Genomic DNA, 15,726 nt, shown 5'->3' on the forward strand with positions numbered 1-15,726 from the left:
GCACGACGCCAACTCCGACACGCCTTGTGACCACCACCATGCCCGATGGCGGCGTGCGCGTGGTCGGCCACGGTGCGCGCTTTCGCCGCAGCCGTCGCAGCGAACTGCTGATCTGGTGGCGCGAGATCGATCGGGTGCTGTTGACGCTGATCCTCTCGCTGGTGACGATCGGCTGTATCGCCGTCGCTGCTGCTTCCCCTGCTTCGGCGCATCGCCTTTCCACGAACCAGAAGTCGCTCGGTGATCTTTACTTCTTCTGGATTCACCTGCGTTGGGTCGCGGTGGGGCTGGTCGCGATGTTCTTTGCGTCTGTCCTGCCCAAGGAGGCGGCTCGACGCGGGGCCATCCTGCTCGCGGCGGCGATGATTTTTGCGCTGGTGCTGGTGCCGCTTGTCGGCAGCGAGGTTAAGGGTGCGAAACGCTGGCTGTGGATCGGCTTCAGCCTGCAGCCTTCGGAATTTCTCAAGCCCGGTTTCGCCATTGCCCTCGCCTGGATCCTGTCGTGGCGGGTGCGCGATCCGAACATTCCCGTCATACCCATCACCGTGGCGATCATGGGGCTGGTCGGCATCCTGCTAATGGCCCAGCCGGACTTCGGTTCCACCATGCTGTTCGGCGGCGTGTGGTTCGTGCTGGCGCTGCTTTCGGGCCTGTCGGTCAACAAAATCCTTTACGCCATGGGCGGGCTGATCCTGGTGGTCATTGCCGCGTACTTCTTCTACCCGAACGCAACGCACCGCATCGACAACTTCATTTCGGGTGGCAGCGAGTTTGACCAGGTCGACCTTGCCATGCGCACGCTGATGAACGGCGGGTGGAGCGGGATCGGCCTGTGGCTCGGCAGTCGCAAGAATGCGCTGCCCGAAGCGCACACCGATTACATCTTTTCGGTGGTCGGAGAGGAATTCGGGCTGATCGCCTGCGCGGTGATCGTCACGATCTATTGCGCGATCGCGCTGCGCGTGCTGATGCGCCTGCTCGATGAGGACGATCTGTTCACCATCCTTGCGGCAGCCGGGCTGACCGCACAGCTGGTCGGGCAGGCGTTCATCAACATTCTTGTGAACCTGCAACTTTTCCCTTCGAAAGGCATGACCTTGCCGCTGATCAGCTACGGCGGATCGTCCACCATCGCGCTGCTCATGGGCGTCGGGCTGCTGCTCGCGATCACGCGGCGCAACCCCTACCTTTCGCGCGAGAAGTTCGACGTTACGGAACTGGTGCGCAAATGAGTGGCGCTTCTCGGCATTACGTGCTCGCTGCGGGCGGCACGGGCGGACACCTTATTCCGGCCTTCGCGTTGGCGGTCGAGCTGGAACGCCGCGGCCACCACGTGGCTCTGGTTACGGACGAGCGCGGCGCGAAGATCCCCGGCAAGCCTGATTTCATGCCGGCGCACGTTCTTCCGGCCGGGCGTCTGGCAAAAAGTCCGGTGGCGCTGCTCAAGGGCCTGAGCGCGATCTGGCAGGGCAGGGCGATGGCTCTGCGCCTGTTCGAAAGCTTCGAGCCGTCGTGCGTGATCGGCTTTGGCGGTTACCCCGCACTGCCAGCGCTGCTGGCGGCTCATTCGGCGAAGATCCCCACGGTGATCCACGAACAGAACGCGGTGCTGGGCCGGGTCAACCGCTTCCTTGCCAAGCGTGTGGACGCCATTGCGACGGCTTACGGAGAAGTGGATCGGCTTGATCCCAAGCTTTGGGGCAAGGTCCACCGCGTCGGCAATCCGGTGCGTCCAGAGGTGCTGGCACTGCGCGGCGAACCGTTCCCCGAGTTCACCGAGGACAGCCTGTTTCGCGTGCTGGTGACCGGTGGCAGCCAGGGCGCTTCGGTTCTTTCGGAGGTCGTGCCCGATGGCCTTGCCATGCTGCCGCCCGCACTGCGCCATCGCTTGCAGGTAACGCAGCAGTGCCGTCCCGAAGACCTTGAAGCCGTCCGCGCACGCTACGCATCGCATGAGATCCCGGCTGAACTTGGCACCTATTTTGAGGATATGCAGTCGCGCCTTGCGGGAACGCACTTGTTCATCGGCCGCGCCGGCGCTTCGACGATTGCCGAGCTGACAGCGGTGGGCCGCCCGGCGATCCTCGTGCCGCTGCCCATCGCTACCGATGACCATCAGGCCGCCAATACGCGCGAGATGGTTTCAGCGGGCGGCGCCCGTGCCATCCGGCAGACCGGCTTCACTCCCAAGGAACTGGCGAAACAGATTCAGGCCATGGCCCAGCACCCGCATACCCTTGCCAATGCCGCGCATGCCGCGTGGAACTGTGGCCTGCCCAACGCCGTCAGCGATCTCGCCGATCTGGTCGAGAGTTTCGGCGGCGAGCCGATCATGGACGTGATCCGCGTCGATACGCGCAGTGCTGCGCCTGCGGGGCAGGAGCAACTGGCATGAAGGGCGTCGGCACCGAGATCGGGACGATCCACTTCGTCGGCATCGGCGGCATCGGCATGTCGGGCATTGCCGAAGTCATGCACAACATGGGCTATTCGGTGCAGGGTTCCGACATGGCCGAAAGCTATGTCGTCGATGGCCTGCGCTCGCGCGGAATCAAGGTGATGATCGGGCAGAAGTCCGAGAACGTTGATGGCGTGGCTGTGGTTGTGACTTCAACCGCCGTGAAGCGCGACAATCCCGAAGTCGTCGCTGCGCTGGAAAACCGCATCCCGGTTGTACGCCGCGCCGAAATGCTGGCCGAACTGATGCGGCTGAAGAGCACGGTCGCGGTTGCTGGCACGCACGGCAAGACGACGACGACCTCGATGGTCGCCTGCCTGCTCGATGCCGGGGGCATAGACCCCACGGTGATCAACGGCGGCATCATCAATTCCTATGGCTCCAACGCGCGTCTGGGCGACAGCGAGTGGATGGTGGTCGAGGCGGACGAGAGCGACGGCTCGTTCCTGCGGCTCGATGGCACGCTGGCGGTCGTCACCAACATCGACCCGGAACACCTCGATCACTACGGCAGCTTCGACAAGGTGAAGTCGGCCTTCGTCGAGTTCATCGAGAACGTGCCGTTCTACGGCGCAGCCATGCTGTGCATTGATCACCCTGAAGTGCAGGCGATCATCCCCAAGGTACGGGACCGCCGCGTCGTGACCTACGGCTTCTCTGCGCAAGCCGACGTGCGCGGCGAAGCCGTCACGCCGATCCCTGGCGGCAATCGCTTTACTGCCGTGCTGCGCCAGCGCGATGGCTCGTTCCGCCGCATCGAGGGCATCGAACTGCCGATGCCGGGCCGCCACAACGTCCAGAACGCACTTGCTGCGGTCGCGGTCGCAGTGGAAATGGGCGTTTCCGACGAACTCATCCGCACCGGCTTCGGCAAGTTCGGCGGGGTCAAGCGCCGCTTCACCAAGGTTGGCGAAGTCGATGGCGTTACCGTGATCGACGATTACGGCCACCATCCGGTGGAAATCCGCGCCGTTCTCGCTGCCGCGCGCGAAGGGGTGCAGGGCCGGGTCATCGCCGTGGTTCAGCCGCACCGCTTCACTCGCCTTCGCGACCACATGGATGACTTCCAGGGCGCCTTCAACGATGCCGACGTCGTCTATGCCGCGCCGGTCTATCCCGCTGGCGAACAGCCGATCGAGGGCGTGGACAGCGCCGCGATGGTCGAAGGCATCAAGGCGCGCGGCCACCGCTCGGCGCATCTGACAGCCGGGGCCGACGCGCTGGCAAAGGAACTCGCCGCAACGGCGCAGCCCGGTGACATGGTCGTCTGCCTCGGCGCGGGCGACATCACCAAGTGGGCAGCGGGTCTTGCCGACGCGATTGCGCGTGAAAGGGGGCAGGGGTGACCACTCTTGCGCTGCCTTCGGTTCGCGGCAAGCTGACACCGAATGCCCCACTTGCCCCGTTGGTCTGGTTCAAGTCCGGCGGCACGGCCGATTGGCTGTTCGAGCCCAAGGATATTACCGACCTGAAGGAGTTTCTCGCGGGCCTGGCACCGGACGTGCCCGTCATGGCGCTGGGCTTGGGCTCCAACCTGATCGTTCGCGATGGAGGCGTTCCGGGCGTCGTCATTCGTCTGGGCAAGGCTTTCGCCAAGGTCCAGAAGGTCGACGACTTCACGCTCAACTGCGGCGGCGGAGCCAGCGGCATCCTCGTATCGTCCACCGCGCGTGACAACGGCATCGCGGGCCTCGAATTCCTGCGCTCGATCCCCGGCACTGTCGGCGGCTTCGTGCGCATGAACGGCGGCGCCTATGGCCGCGAGGTCAAGGACGTGCTGATCGATTGCGATGTGGTGATCCGTTCGGGCGAGGTGGCGACGCTGCCGGTCTCCCAACTCGGCTATACCTATCGCCACTCCGACTTGACCGATGGCTCCATTGTCGTCGCCGCGCGTTTCCGCGGGCATCCGGGCGAGCCCGCAGCGATCCAAGCTGAAATGGACCGTATCAGCGCGGCGCGCGAAGCTTCGCAGCCGCTGCGCTCCAAGACTGGTGGCTCCACCTTCAAGAACCCTGATGGCGCGAAGGCGTGGGAACTGGTCGACAAGGCCGGTTGCCGTGGGCTCACGATGGGCGGCGCACAGGTTAGCGAAAAGCACACCAACTTCCTGATCAACACCGGCGAGGCCACCAGTGCCGAGATCGAAGCGCTGGGCGAGGAAGTGCGCAAGCGCGTGAAGAATATGTCGGGCGTGGAGCTCGAATGGGAAATCAAGAGGATTGGCAGACCGTGACGCTTTCAAAACTCCACGTCGCGGTGCTGATGGGCGGCTGGTCGAGCGAGCGCCCCGTCAGCCTCATGTCGGGCGAAGGCGTGGCCAAGGCGCTTGAGTCGAAGGGCCACAAGGTCACGCGGATCGACATGGATCGCGAGGTTGCCCTGCGCTTGGCTGAAGCCAAGCCCGATGTCGTGTTCAACGCGCTTCACGGCACGCCCGGCGAGGATGGCTCGATCCAGGGTCTGATGGATATCATGGGGCTGACCTATACCCATTCCGGCCTCGCCACCTCGGTCATCGCGATCGACAAGGAACTCACCAAGCAGGCGCTGGTGCCGCATGGCATCCCCATGCCGGGCGGACGAATCGTGCACACGGAGGAGCTCTACAAGGCCGACCCCCTGCCGCGTCCTTATGTGCTCAAGCCAGTGAACGAAGGCTCGTCGGTTGGCGTCGCGATCGTCACGGCAGACGGCAATTACGGCAATCCGATCAGCGCCGACGCGCGCGGGCCATGGCAGGAGTTCGACGAGCTTCTTGCGGAACCCTTCATTCGTGGCCGCGAATTGACCACGGCGGTGATCGGCGACCGTGCGCTGCTCGTCACCGAACTGCGCCCCAAGTCCGGTTTCTACGATTTCGATGCCAAGTACACCGACGGCATGACTGATCACATCTGCCCGGCCGAGATCCCGGACGAAATCACCGAGGCATGCAAGCAGATCGCCCTGCGCGCGCACCAGTTGCTCGGCTGCAAGGGCACCAGCCGCTCCGACTTCCGCTGGGACGACGAGCAGGGGGTGGAAGGCCTGTTCCTGCTGGAGGTCAACACTCAGCCCGGCATGACTCCGCTCAGCCTCGTACCCGAGCAGGCCAGGGCACTGGGCATGGACTATCCCGATCTGGTCGAGGCGATCATCGCCGAGGCCCTGAAGGACTCCGGCAAGGCAATGGGGAAGGCCTGAACCATGGCGCAGACGATCAAGCGTGGCGGAAAGGGCGTGCGGCGGGCAGCGGCCGCACGGACGACGCAGCGCAAGGTCCAGGCTGCGCGCCAGCAGACCGGTTCGGTGCTCGACACCGTGATGCACTGGCTGCCGTTCAGCGAGGAGACGCTGCACCGCATCCTCATGACGCTGATTCTGGCGGCTGCAGCCGCAATCGTGTGGACCGTGGCGGTCATGGCTGGAATCCCGACGCTTGCGTCCGAACAGGCGGCGCTGATCGCGTCCGATGCCGGGTTCAAGGTCAGCCATCTCGAGGTTCGCGGCGTCAACCGCATGAACGAGCAGCGTATTTACGAGCGTGTGCTGGGTCAGAATGACCGCGCGATGACCACGCTCGATCTCGCGGCTTTGCGCGACGAACTCAACCAGTTGCCGTGGGTCAAGGATGCCCGCGTTTCGCGCAAGCTGCCCGACACGTTGGTGATCGACATCGTCGAGCGCAATCCGCATGCCGTGCTGCGCAAGCCCGACCGCATGGTGCTCATTGACGATTCCGGCGTGGAGCTCGAGACCGTGAAGTTCGACAAGGCCAAGGGTATGCTCGTGCTGTCGGGCCTAGGCGTCGGCCAGCGTGTTCAGGACCTCACGCGGCTGCTGGATGCCGCGCCTGCCTTGAAGCCGCAGGTTTCGGAAGCGGAATGGGTTGGCAATCGCCGCTGGAACCTCACGTTCAAGACGGGGCAGGTTCTTGCCCTGCCTGAAGGCGACGAGAAGTCTGCCGGAGCGCTGCTGAGTTTCGCCCGGATGGACGGGGTGAACCGGCTGCTCGGAGGCAAGGTCGCCGCGTTCGACATGCGCGCGCCCGACCGCATCTACATGCGCGTGCCGGGGCACGCCGACGAAGTTGCGGCGGAAAAGCGCGCTGCCGATCAGGCCAAGGCCGAAGCCAAGCGCATCGCGGCTGCGGCCAAGCGCGACGAGGGCTGATCCACCGCAATGGCAACGCCCCGCATCACCAAGGTCTTTGCTGCCGTAAACATCGGCTCGTTCCGCGTTTCCGCGATGATCGCGGGGCTTTCGGAAACGGGCGAGATGGTCGTTCTTGGTTCCGGGCACCGCGCCGCCCAAGGGATCAAGCGCGGCTATGTCACCGACATGCAGGCGGCGACCCATTCGGTGCGCGACGCGATCGAGCGTGCCGAGAAGATGGCCAATGTCGATATCCAGAAGGTCTGGATCGGCTGTGCCGGTGCAGGCCTTGCCAGCACCACTGCGCGGGTCGAGGTCGAGGTCGGCGGACGGCGGATCGAACAAGACGACATCGAGCATCTGCTGGTGGCCGGACGTGGCGTGATCCAGCCAGACGGACGCACCGTGCTTCACGCCCAGCCTGCGCACTACACGCTCGATGGCGCCCACGGCGTGCCCAACCCCAAGGGCCTTCATGCCGAACGGCTTGCCGTCGACATCCACGTGATGCTTGCCGATGGCGCGCCGGTTCGCAATCTTCGCGAGGCAGTGCAGAACGCCCATCTTGAGGTCGAGGCTGTCGTCGGATCGCCGGTCGCAGCCGGGCACGCCTGCCTGACGCCGGAAGAGCGGGAACTGGGCGTGGCGCTGGTCGAGTTCGGGGCGGAGGTCACGACGGTATCGGTCTATGCGGCGGGCATGCTGCTCGGCATGCAGGTGATCCAGTACGGCTCGGGCGATATCACCGACGCGATCGCCTCGGCCTTCGGCATTCGTCGCTATCAGGCCGAACGGCTCAAGTGCATGTCCGGCTCGGCAATTGCCAGCCCTGCTGACCATCGCGAGATGATCCCGGTTAACGCGCCGGGAGATCCGGAAGGTGGTCCGGTTGCTCGTCATGCAGACGACAAGAACCGCATTCCGCGGGCAGAGCTGATCTCGGTCATTACCCAGCAACTGGGCTTCTTCACCGAGGAGGTGGGCAAGTCCCTGAAGTCAATGGGCTTTGTTGGCCAGACCGGGCAGCAGGTCGTGCTGACCGGAGGTGGCGCGCAGCTTCCCGGGCTTGCCGACTATGCGCAATCGGCGCTCGGTCGGCCGGTACGCATTGGTTCGCCGCCGACGATGCTCGGCCTTCCGCCGGGCCATGCCACGCCAAGTTCCTCCACCCTTGTAGGGCTCGTCCTGTTCGCTGCGGCCGATCCGGTGGACATTCGCGCCATCGGTCCAGCCAACGATCCGGTTGGCGGAGCATATGGCGGCAAGAAGCTGCTGATTCGCCTCATGCGGGCGGTAAGGGATTACTTCTGAACGGGCTTTCGGCCCAGTTCAGCGCTCTCGGGGCGCGAAGTTGGCCCGTCATGGTGTTGCAACCTGTGGAAAAGGTTGCTGCGCCTTTGATTCGCCGCGCAGCCTTGTGCAACAGGTTAATGCGAAGCTTTCCAATCTCGTTTGGTGCGCGTTCCGGCCAGCAGCGAGACATATGACCCGATTGGGAGACCGACTATGAGCATCAACATCGGACCGCCGGCAATTGACGAACTTCGTCCCCGGATCACGGTGATCGGGGTTGGTGGTGCAGGCGGCAATGCCATCGCCAACATGATTAACGCGCAGATCGAGGGCGTCGAGTTCATCGTCGTCAATACCGACGCGCAGGCGCTCAACAATTCGATCGCGGAAAACCGCATCCAGCTCGGGCCGGACATCACGCAGGGCCTTGGTGCAGGCGCTCGTCCCGAAGTGGGTCGCGCTGCAGCGGAAGAGACGATCGAGGAACTCGAGCGCGCGCTTGAAGGCGTGCACATGGTGTTCATCGCGGCCGGCATGGGCGGCGGCACCGGCACTGGCGCGGCTCCTGTTATCGCTGAAGCTGCGCGTCGCAAGGGCGTGCTGACGGTGGGCGTGGTGACCAAGCCGTTCCTGTTCGAAGGCACGCGCCGCATGCGCTCGGCCGAAAGCGGCATCGAGGAGCTGCAGAAGCACGTCGATACGCTGATCGTCATCCCCAACCAGAACCTGTTCCTGGTGGCCAAGGCCGAAACGACCTTCAAGGAAGCGTTCCAGCTGGCTGACGAAGTGCTGCAGCAGGGCGTCCGCTCGATCACCGACCTCATGGTCATGCCGGGCCTGATCAACCTCGACTTTGCCGACGTGCGGTCGGTCATGGGCGAGATGGGCAAGGCGATGATGGGTACGGGCGAGGGCGAAGGTCCGAACCGTGCGCTCGAAGCTGCCGAACGCGCCATCGCCAATCCGCTGCTCGATGGCGTGTCGATGCAGGGCGCCAAGGGCGTGATCATCTCGATCATCGGCGGCGACGACATGAAGCTGCTCGAGGTTGACGAAGCCGCCAACCACATTCGCGAATTGGTCGATCCGAACGCGAACATCATCTGGGGTTCGGCCTTCAATCCCGATCTCGATGGCAAGATCCGGGTTTCGGTTGTCGCAACCGGCATCGAACAAAGCCAGGAGCAGGCCGAAATCGCGTCGCGTCCGGTCTCGATTCCGAGCAGTGCGCGCGGTCCTGCCGTGCCAACGGCTGCGCCGGCTGCACCGGTCTACACGCCACCGCCACCCGCCGCCCCGGAGCCTGCTCAACCGGCATGGACGCCGGCGGCCGAGCAGGTCCAGCCCGAAATGCCAGCGGCGCCTGAGCCGGAACCGCTGGATCTTACACTGGATCTTTCTGCCGCGCAGGAAGAACCCGCTTCGGAAGAGTTGCTTCTGGGTGGCCTGGAGGCTCCTGCCGAACCGCCAGTGGCCGCGCCGGCACCCGCGCCCGCGCCCGATCCTGCGCCCCAGATGCCCCGCCTTGGCCGCGGGCCGGAGCAAGAGCCTGCAAAGCCTGCCGGTGGCAGCACCCTGTTCGAGCGCATGGCCAATCTTTCGCGCGGTAACCGCGCGCCCACCGGCGACGACGATGGCGATGAAGGCGGCTCGCTCAACATTCCGCGCTTCCTCGGTCGCCAGAACAACCAGTAACCAGTTGCGAAGCGGCGGCCCTTGTTGCCGCCGCTTCATCTTGAAGACGGTAAAGAGCGCGGCAGGATGACGAATCGGCTCCCCATCGCGCAGTTCTCGGGCTCATCGCGTCTAAGGCTTGCTCTGGCGCTCCTGCTTTGCGCTGCGTCGCCGCGGGCGTTAGCCCAAGCGGACGACGATCCTGATGGCCCCGCGACGGTATCGCGCCCGGTGGTGCAGTCTACTGCCCCCAGTCCCAGCCGCGAACTCAATGCCGCTTTGGCTCGGCTCGGCGCCGATCCGAGGAATGTCACCGCCCTATTCGATGCGGCAAGCGCCGCGTTGAAGCTGGGTGACAGCGATGCCGCGATCGGGTTCCTTGCCCGGGCTGACGAGGTCCAGCCGGGCAATGCCCGAACCAAGGCCCTGCTTGGCAAGGCCCAGCTTGTCGCGGAAAATCCCGTTGAGGCCATCCGCGCCTTTGACGAGGCAGAGCGAACCGGCGGCGATACCTTTGCCATGGCTGCGGATCGGGCGCTCGCCTACGATCTCGTCGGGGACAATGGACGCGCACAGCGTTGGTATCAGGTTGCGCTGAGCCGGGGCGGGGATGACGAGATCACGCGCCGCTATGCAATGAGTCTTGCCATATCGGGCGATCGGCGCGGGGCCGAGGCCCTGCTGGCCCCGCTGATTGAAAAGCAGGATCGCGCAGCTTGGCGCACCCGCACCTTCGCGATGGCGGTGACGGGTGGTCCGGACGAGGCAGTGGCCATTGCCTACGCCTCGATGCCGCAGGATCTGGCATCGGGCATCGCGCCATACTTGCGCTATATGCCGCGCCTAACTCCGGCGCAGCAGGCGGCTGCGGCAAACTTCGGGCGCTTTCCCCGCGCAGCAGACATCGGGCGCGATGATCCTCGCGTGGTGCAATATGCTGCGCTCAACCCGCGTGCCCCGCGCACGGCTGAAGCGGGCCTTATTCCGGCAGGTGCGCCTCTTGGCCCTTCCGTCGCGGCCAGCGAAAAGCCCAGTCGCGAAAAACGCCGCCGCCCCGGCAAGAGCGACAGTGCCACATCTGCCACGGTCGTTGTCCGTCCTGCAGTGCGCACCTCGCCGCCGGCTGAACTGCCGCCGGTCCAGACTTATGCGAGCGCCGCGCCAGCAGTGCGGCCCGATCCTCCGTCAAGCACGACTCCGGTCGTTCCCCGACCGACGGTGCTTTCGGCGCTCGATGTACCACCCGGATCGGTGCGCCCCGCAGTTCCACCCATTCGCCCGGCGCCATCGGCATCCGCCCAGTCGCCGGTTGCGAGGCCGCTGACAACTCCGGCACCGACGACGACGATCGCGCCATCGGCAAACCCGATTGCAAGGCCCGGCTTCCAACAGGACCCGACCGCTGCGCCAGCTAATAATCCTGCGCGAGCAACGGCCTCGCCCCCTGCTCAGGCAAGCAGCGTAGCAATTGCATCCGCTGCGCCGGTGAGAGCGGGTCCCACGGCCACTACCCAACCAGCTTCGCCCGTTGGTGCTGCCAATAGCCGGCCAGCACCATCGCTCACGTCGGCGGGCGGGTTTGATCTGGCCAAGGTCGGACCGGCTTCTGTCCCCCCGCCTGCGACTGCTGCTTCTCCGACAACGGCATCCGCAACAGCGCCAGGCGCTGAGCCTGCCCCGGTTGGTGCTCAGGTTGCAATGCCCGCTGCGGTCGCGCCCGTGTCATCATCACCCGAGGTGCAGACGGCAGCGGCCAACACGCCGCCTCCTGCGCGCGACCTCGCAACCTTGTTCAAATCCTTCGCTCCTCCTCCAGAGGAGCGCGCCACTTCGGTCCCTGCAGTCGACATAACGCGGATTGCTCCGGCATCCGCCGCCAAGGCCGTCAAGCCCGACCCACGCGGCGAAAGGCCCGATGGACCAACGGACGTTTCGCGCGTGCCGACCAAGGAGCCACAGAAGCCCTCGGCCAAGGACGCGGTGAAACTGGGCAAGGACGGCAAGCCGGTCAAGGATCCCAAGGCTGCAGCGAAAGAGGCGCAAGAGGCCAAGGCCAAGAAGGCCGGCCCCAGCCATCCAAGCCGGATCTGGGTGCAAGTGCTGACAGGGGCGAACAAGGACGTCATGGACACCGAGTGGCGCCGTCTCTTGAAGGAAGCACCTGCGCTCCTGCGCTCGCGCAAGCCTTATCTGTCGCCCTGGCGCAGCAATTTCCGTCTGCTGACCGGCCCCTTCGCTAGCGAGGCTGAGGCGCAGGATTTCGTCACGAAGCTCAAGAAGGACGGGGTTTCGAGTTACCAGTGGACCAGCCCGGCGGGTCAACCGGTCGATACTCTCTCTCTCAAATAGGGTGGGAGGCGGAACCTCGTGCGGAGTTTGCTGTTCACTCCTTGTCCACAGCTTTCCCACAAGGTTGTCGAGTTTTGCCCAACCGCCTGTTAACCCGCGATTGTCGGGCGGGGGTGTGAACCGCCATTGACGTTTCGAGCAGCAGTCAGGGCAGATCGCCCTGCCGGGCCAACCAGCCGAGGAGGCCCGATCAAGTGTTCAGGGGACGTACCATGCGGACCGGCCATGACGACAACGAGCGCGAGGAGGCAGCGCCTGTCGACATGATCGCCTCGCTTTTCGAAGCGCGCGGCTGGCCATGCGAATTTGTCTCGGACGACGAGGTTACCGGCGAAATTCAAGGCTCCTGGGCCAATTATCAGTTACGGGCCATCTGGCGCGTCGAGGATCACGTCCTCCAGATTCTCTGCCTGCCCGATATCCGCATTCCCGACGACAAGAAGGGGGCCGTCTATGAATTGATGGCCCTGATCAACGAGCAAGTGTGGATCGGTCACTTCGACATCTGGTCCAATGGTTCTGTCCTGCTGTACCGCCATGGCCTGATGCTCGGTGACGAGGGTCTGCTCAGCATCAGTCAGGCCCAGGCGGCGATCGAAGCAGCGGTGGACGAGTGCGACCGGTTCTATCCGGCGTTCCAGTTCATCCTGTGGGGCGACAAGAGCCCGGCCGACGCGCTTGCCAGCGCCATGGTGGATGCGGCGGGCGAGGCCTGAACCTGCTCGACGCTGATGCGTCCCCGCGCAGGCGGGGCCTCGGTGGTCTCTCGGAGCCTCAGCGTAAAACGACTGAGGCCCCCACCTTTGCGGGGGAGCAGGCTTAGGCCATTGCGATAAGCCCACCGTCCCGGCATTGACCGCGCAAACGCGACTCAAGGAAATCCCCCATGACCAAAACCTTCCTCCAGTTCGGCTGCGGCAACATGGGTGGAGCCATGCTCAAAGGCTGGCTTGCAGGCGGCTACGCGCCCGAGATTTTCACGATTGTCGATCCCTACCTGGAGGTCGCGCCGGAAGGCACGCGCCTGCTGGGCTCCGCGCCTGAGGGTGAAGGCGCATTTGATGTGGTGCTGCTTGGCTTCAAGCCGCAGCAGTTGCCCGATGCGGTCGCCTCGGTCCGGCCCTACGTCGGCACGAACACGCTCCTGCTCTCGATTCTGGCAGGCGTCGATCTCGCCACCTTGCGCGCCAGTTTTCCTGCTGCCCGCGCAATCGTCCGCGTCATGCCGAACCTTGCAGCCGCTCTCGGCAAGTCGCCAATTGCGCTGGTCGGTGATGCGGACGATGCTGCGCGTGCCGAGACCGATGCCCTGATGGCCCCTCTGGGACAGGCCGAATGGCTGTCTGGCGAGGATCAGATGGATCTCGTCACCGCACTTGCGGGCTCAGGCCCTGCGTTCGTCTACCGTTTCATCGATGCGCTCGCCCAAGGCGCGGCTGCACTGGGCCTGGCGCGGCAGCAGGCGGACCGGCTGGCGCTGTCGATGGTCGAGGGCGCGGCGATGCTTGCGGCCAGGTCCGAGCATTCGCCCGCTGAACTCGCCCGCCGGGTCGCCAGCCCGGGAGGAGTCACCCAGGTCGGCATCGACGTGCTCGATGCCGATGATCGCCTGGTCCGCCTCATCGAGGATACATTGCGCGGCGCGCGTGATCGCAGTGCCGAGATGACCGAGATGGCGCGGAAGGCGCGCTGAACGCGGCAACAATTCGTTACAGTCGGCGACCTGTCGGTTGGTCCGGTTTCCCTTGAAAGCACAGGCGAAAGCGCCGATATTCCGCGTACGTGGCCATTGGGGCCACAGAACGGAGCTTTGAAAATGGCAAACTGGAACGACCCTCGGCCCACCGGAACGGGCTTCGGCGCGTCTCCGAGCCTTTCCGGCGTTTCCGCTCGCGGCGAAGTGTTCGACGCGGGTCTGCGCCGTCACATGCTGTCGATCTACAATTACATGGCCTCGGGCGTGATGCTCTCTGGCATCGTGGCGCTGCTGTCGGCAACCACCGGCTTCACGCTGACGCTGCTCGGCACCCCGCTGATCTGGCTGGTGATGCTTTCGCCGCTCGCCTTCGTCATGTTCATGAGCTTTGGGGCGAACAAGTTCTCGACCACGGCTCTTCAGGGCATGTTCTGGGGCTTTGCGGTTGCCATGGGCCTTTCGCTGTCGACGATCTTCCTCGTCTACACGGGCGCTTCGATCGCGACGACGTTCTTCGCCACGGCCGGCGCTTTCGCGGGTCTGAGCCTTTACGGCTACACCACCAAGAAGGACCTGTCGGGCATGGGCAGCTTCCTGATCATGGGTGTCTTCGGCATCCTGATCGCGTCGCTGCTTAACATCTTCCTGAAGTCGTCGGGTCTGGGCTGGGCTATCAGCTTCCTCGGCGTGCTGATCTTCGCGGGCCTGACCGCCTATGATACCCAGCGCCTCAAGGAGCAGTATGCCTACGTCGCCGGAACCGAATTCGCCGGCAAGGCCGTCGTTCTCGGCGCGCTGAGCCTCTACCTCGACTTCATCAATATGTTCCAGTTCCTGCTGCAGTTCATGGGCGAGCGCCGCTGATCTGAAAAGCACCCGAACCGAACCAGATTGACCCGGCGGACCGCAACGGTTCGCCGGGTTTTTATTGTCTGGGGGATTCTCATTTGCCCGCGCGGGCGCTACGCTTACCTTCATCTTGCATACAGGATGGTTCGTGCAGCATTTTGACACGCTGCAGCAAGGGACCGTCTGCCTGTCACGGTCCTTTTCGGGATCGGAATTGGGGGAATGCCAATGTTTCGTTTCCGGCGTATCGTCGCGCCAAGTCTTGTTACTGCAGGGTTGGCCATCGGCCTTGCTTCGTGCGCGCCCAAGCCGCCGCCGCCTCCGCCACCCCCGCCACCCCCGCCACCCAAGGTCGTGGTCATTCCGCCAAAGCCCAAGGCACCCAATGGCGCTTCGGACAACATCGCGGTTCCGCCAGCCGATGCAAATGGACTGCGCCAATCGCTGAACCGCAACATCTCGTCGGCCCAGATGGTGTGGAACCTTCGCTCGGCCTACAATGTAGCCGCGCTGAACTGCAACGCCCCGGTCCATGCCGACATCCTGCCCCGCTACAAGGCTTTCCTGACCACGCACAACAAGGTGCTGAACGCGATTAACAAGCGCCTCGATGTCGAATTCAAGGCCAAGTACGGTGCCAAGTTCATCGCTCCGCGTGAGGCTTACATCACGCAGGTGTATAACCACTATGCCCTGCCACCGACGCTTTCGGACTTCTGCGATGCCGTGATGGCGGTCAGCCGCGATGGTGCGGCCGTCAAGTCGGCCGATCTTGAGGCCTTCGCCGTGCGCAGCCTGCCCAATATCGAAGTCGTGTTCGACGACTTCTATCGTCGTTATGAGGTCTATCGCACGGATCTTGCCATCTGGCAGGCCCAGTACGGCAGCCTTGTCAATCCGCCGCAGCAGGCGGTGAAGATCACCGCGGCGCCTGTTCCGGACGGTACTGCCGCCGGGCACTGAGCCGGACTGGACAGGCAAAAAATTTCTTTTCAGTGGGGAGGCGCTGCGCTAATGGCAGCGCTCCCTGCGGTGAGCACACCGTGGGGCGATACCGGGAACGGGGCCGTAGCTCAGATGGGAGAGCGCGTCGTTCGCAATGACGAGGTCAGGGGTTCGATCCCCCTCGGCTCCACCAGGTATCACCGAACCGCCTGATATGGCAGGCGCCTCGCGGTTCGGCGTTACAAGCTCTCCATGAACGGGTAAAAGGCTCGCTTCCGGGGCGGCGTGTTGCATTTGCTCCGGGCCTGTCATTGGAAACAGTTAC

At 64.4% G+C, this 15,726-nt stretch carries 13 protein-coding genes and 1 tRNA gene; all 14 read left to right on the forward strand.

Features of this window, described 5'->3' with window-relative positions:
* Positions 1-38 precede the first annotated feature (38 nt).
* The 14 genes from AC1Q5P_RS02450 to AC1Q5P_RS02515 all read left to right on the forward strand — a co-directional run bounded on the left by AC1Q5P_RS02450 (position 39) and on the right by AC1Q5P_RS02515 (position 15,594).
* Positions 39-1,232: an FtsW/RodA/SpoVE family cell cycle protein gene (locus AC1Q5P_RS02450; protein ID WP_492518148.1), complete on the forward strand. Its 1,194-nt coding sequence runs from the start codon at positions 39-41 to the stop codon at positions 1,230-1,232.
* Complete coding sequence (gene murG, locus AC1Q5P_RS02455) at positions 1,229-2,395, forward strand: undecaprenyldiphospho-muramoylpentapeptide beta-N-acetylglucosaminyltransferase (RefSeq protein WP_492476682.1); 1,167 nt, start codon at positions 1,229-1,231, stop codon at positions 2,393-2,395. Before AC1Q5P_RS02450 ends, murG begins: the two co-directional genes overlap by 4 nt.
* On the forward strand, positions 2,392-3,804 hold the full coding sequence (gene murC / locus AC1Q5P_RS02460) for a UDP-N-acetylmuramate--L-alanine ligase (protein ID WP_492518055.1): 1,413 nt from the start codon (positions 2,392-2,394) through the stop codon (positions 3,802-3,804). Before murG ends, murC begins: the two co-directional genes overlap by 4 nt.
* Complete coding sequence (gene murB, locus AC1Q5P_RS02465) at positions 3,801-4,694, forward strand: UDP-N-acetylmuramate dehydrogenase (protein ID WP_492518056.1); 894 nt, start codon at positions 3,801-3,803, stop codon at positions 4,692-4,694. Before murC ends, murB begins: the two co-directional genes overlap by 4 nt.
* On the forward strand, positions 4,691-5,644 hold the full coding sequence (locus AC1Q5P_RS02470) for a D-alanine--D-alanine ligase (RefSeq protein WP_492518057.1): 954 nt from the start codon (positions 4,691-4,693) through the stop codon (positions 5,642-5,644). The genes murB and AC1Q5P_RS02470 overlap by 4 nt, the downstream gene beginning before the upstream one ends.
* Before the next feature lie 3 nt (positions 5,645-5,647).
* Positions 5,648-6,613 (forward strand): cell division protein FtsQ/DivIB, encoded by a 966-nt coding sequence (locus tag AC1Q5P_RS02475; protein ID WP_492518058.1) that lies wholly within the window; start codon positions 5,648-5,650, stop codon positions 6,611-6,613.
* A 9-nt stretch (positions 6,614-6,622) separates the two neighbouring features.
* Positions 6,623-7,906: a cell division protein FtsA gene (gene ftsA, locus AC1Q5P_RS02480; RefSeq protein ID WP_062347718.1), complete on the forward strand. Its 1,284-nt coding sequence runs from the start codon at positions 6,623-6,625 to the stop codon at positions 7,904-7,906.
* A 195-nt stretch (positions 7,907-8,101) separates the two neighbouring features.
* Positions 8,102-9,583 carry a cell division protein FtsZ gene (ftsZ, locus tag AC1Q5P_RS02485; protein WP_492518059.1) on the forward strand — a complete coding sequence of 494 codons (1,482 nt, stop codon included), beginning with the start codon at positions 8,102-8,104 and terminating at the stop codon, positions 9,581-9,583.
* Positions 9,584-9,649: 66 nt separating this feature from the next.
* Complete coding sequence (locus tag AC1Q5P_RS02490) at positions 9,650-11,911, forward strand: SPOR domain-containing protein (RefSeq protein WP_492518060.1); 2,262 nt, start codon at positions 9,650-9,652, stop codon at positions 11,909-11,911.
* 212 nt (positions 11,912-12,123) lie between these two features.
* On the forward strand, positions 12,124-12,627 hold the full coding sequence (locus tag AC1Q5P_RS02495; protein ID WP_039334116.1) for a type III secretion system chaperone family protein: 504 nt from the start codon (positions 12,124-12,126) through the stop codon (positions 12,625-12,627).
* A gap of 170 nt (positions 12,628-12,797) precedes the next feature.
* Complete coding sequence (gene proC / locus AC1Q5P_RS02500) at positions 12,798-13,604, forward strand: pyrroline-5-carboxylate reductase (RefSeq protein WP_492518061.1); 807 nt, start codon at positions 12,798-12,800, stop codon at positions 13,602-13,604.
* A gap of 123 nt (positions 13,605-13,727) precedes the next feature.
* Positions 13,728-14,471: a Bax inhibitor-1/YccA family protein gene (locus AC1Q5P_RS02505; RefSeq protein WP_039334114.1), complete on the forward strand. Its 744-nt coding sequence runs from the start codon at positions 13,728-13,730 to the stop codon at positions 14,469-14,471.
* 213 nt (positions 14,472-14,684) lie between these two features.
* Complete coding sequence (locus tag AC1Q5P_RS02510; protein ID WP_062780387.1) at positions 14,685-15,419, forward strand: hypothetical protein; 735 nt, start codon at positions 14,685-14,687, stop codon at positions 15,417-15,419.
* A 99-nt stretch (positions 15,420-15,518) separates the two neighbouring features.
* Positions 15,519-15,594, forward strand: a tRNA-Ala gene (locus tag AC1Q5P_RS02515).
* The last annotated feature ends 132 nt before the right edge of the window (positions 15,595-15,726 follow it).

It is taken from the genome of Novosphingobium sp. GW835-FHT14H07, assembly GCF_058793515.1.

What these genes read in the sequence shown, in the direction of transcription:
- AC1Q5P_RS02450 (WP_492518148.1), top strand. Translation starts at nt 39, where the DNA reads ATGCCCGATGGCGGCGTGCGCGTGGTCGGCCACGGTGCGCGCTTTCGC.
- murG (WP_492476682.1), top strand. Translation starts at nt 1,229, where the DNA reads ATGAGTGGCGCTTCTCGGCATTACGTGCTCGCTGCGGGCGGCACGGGC.
- murC (WP_492518055.1), top strand. Translation starts at nt 2,392, where the DNA reads ATGAAGGGCGTCGGCACCGAGATCGGGACGATCCACTTCGTCGGCATC.
- AC1Q5P_RS02475 (WP_492518058.1), top strand. Translation starts at nt 5,648, where the DNA reads ATGGCGCAGACGATCAAGCGTGGCGGAAAGGGCGTGCGGCGGGCAGCG.
- ftsA (WP_062347718.1), top strand. Translation starts at nt 6,623, where the DNA reads ATGGCAACGCCCCGCATCACCAAGGTCTTTGCTGCCGTAAACATCGGC.
- ftsZ (WP_492518059.1), top strand. Translation starts at nt 8,102, where the DNA reads ATGAGCATCAACATCGGACCGCCGGCAATTGACGAACTTCGTCCCCGG.
- AC1Q5P_RS02490 (WP_492518060.1), top strand. Translation starts at nt 9,650, where the DNA reads ATGACGAATCGGCTCCCCATCGCGCAGTTCTCGGGCTCATCGCGTCTA.
- AC1Q5P_RS02495 (WP_039334116.1), top strand. Translation starts at nt 12,124, where the DNA reads ATGCGGACCGGCCATGACGACAACGAGCGCGAGGAGGCAGCGCCTGTC.
- proC (WP_492518061.1), top strand. Translation starts at nt 12,798, where the DNA reads ATGACCAAAACCTTCCTCCAGTTCGGCTGCGGCAACATGGGTGGAGCC.
- AC1Q5P_RS02505 (WP_039334114.1), top strand. Translation starts at nt 13,728, where the DNA reads ATGGCAAACTGGAACGACCCTCGGCCCACCGGAACGGGCTTCGGCGCG.
- AC1Q5P_RS02510 (WP_062780387.1), top strand. Translation starts at nt 14,685, where the DNA reads ATGTTTCGTTTCCGGCGTATCGTCGCGCCAAGTCTTGTTACTGCAGGG.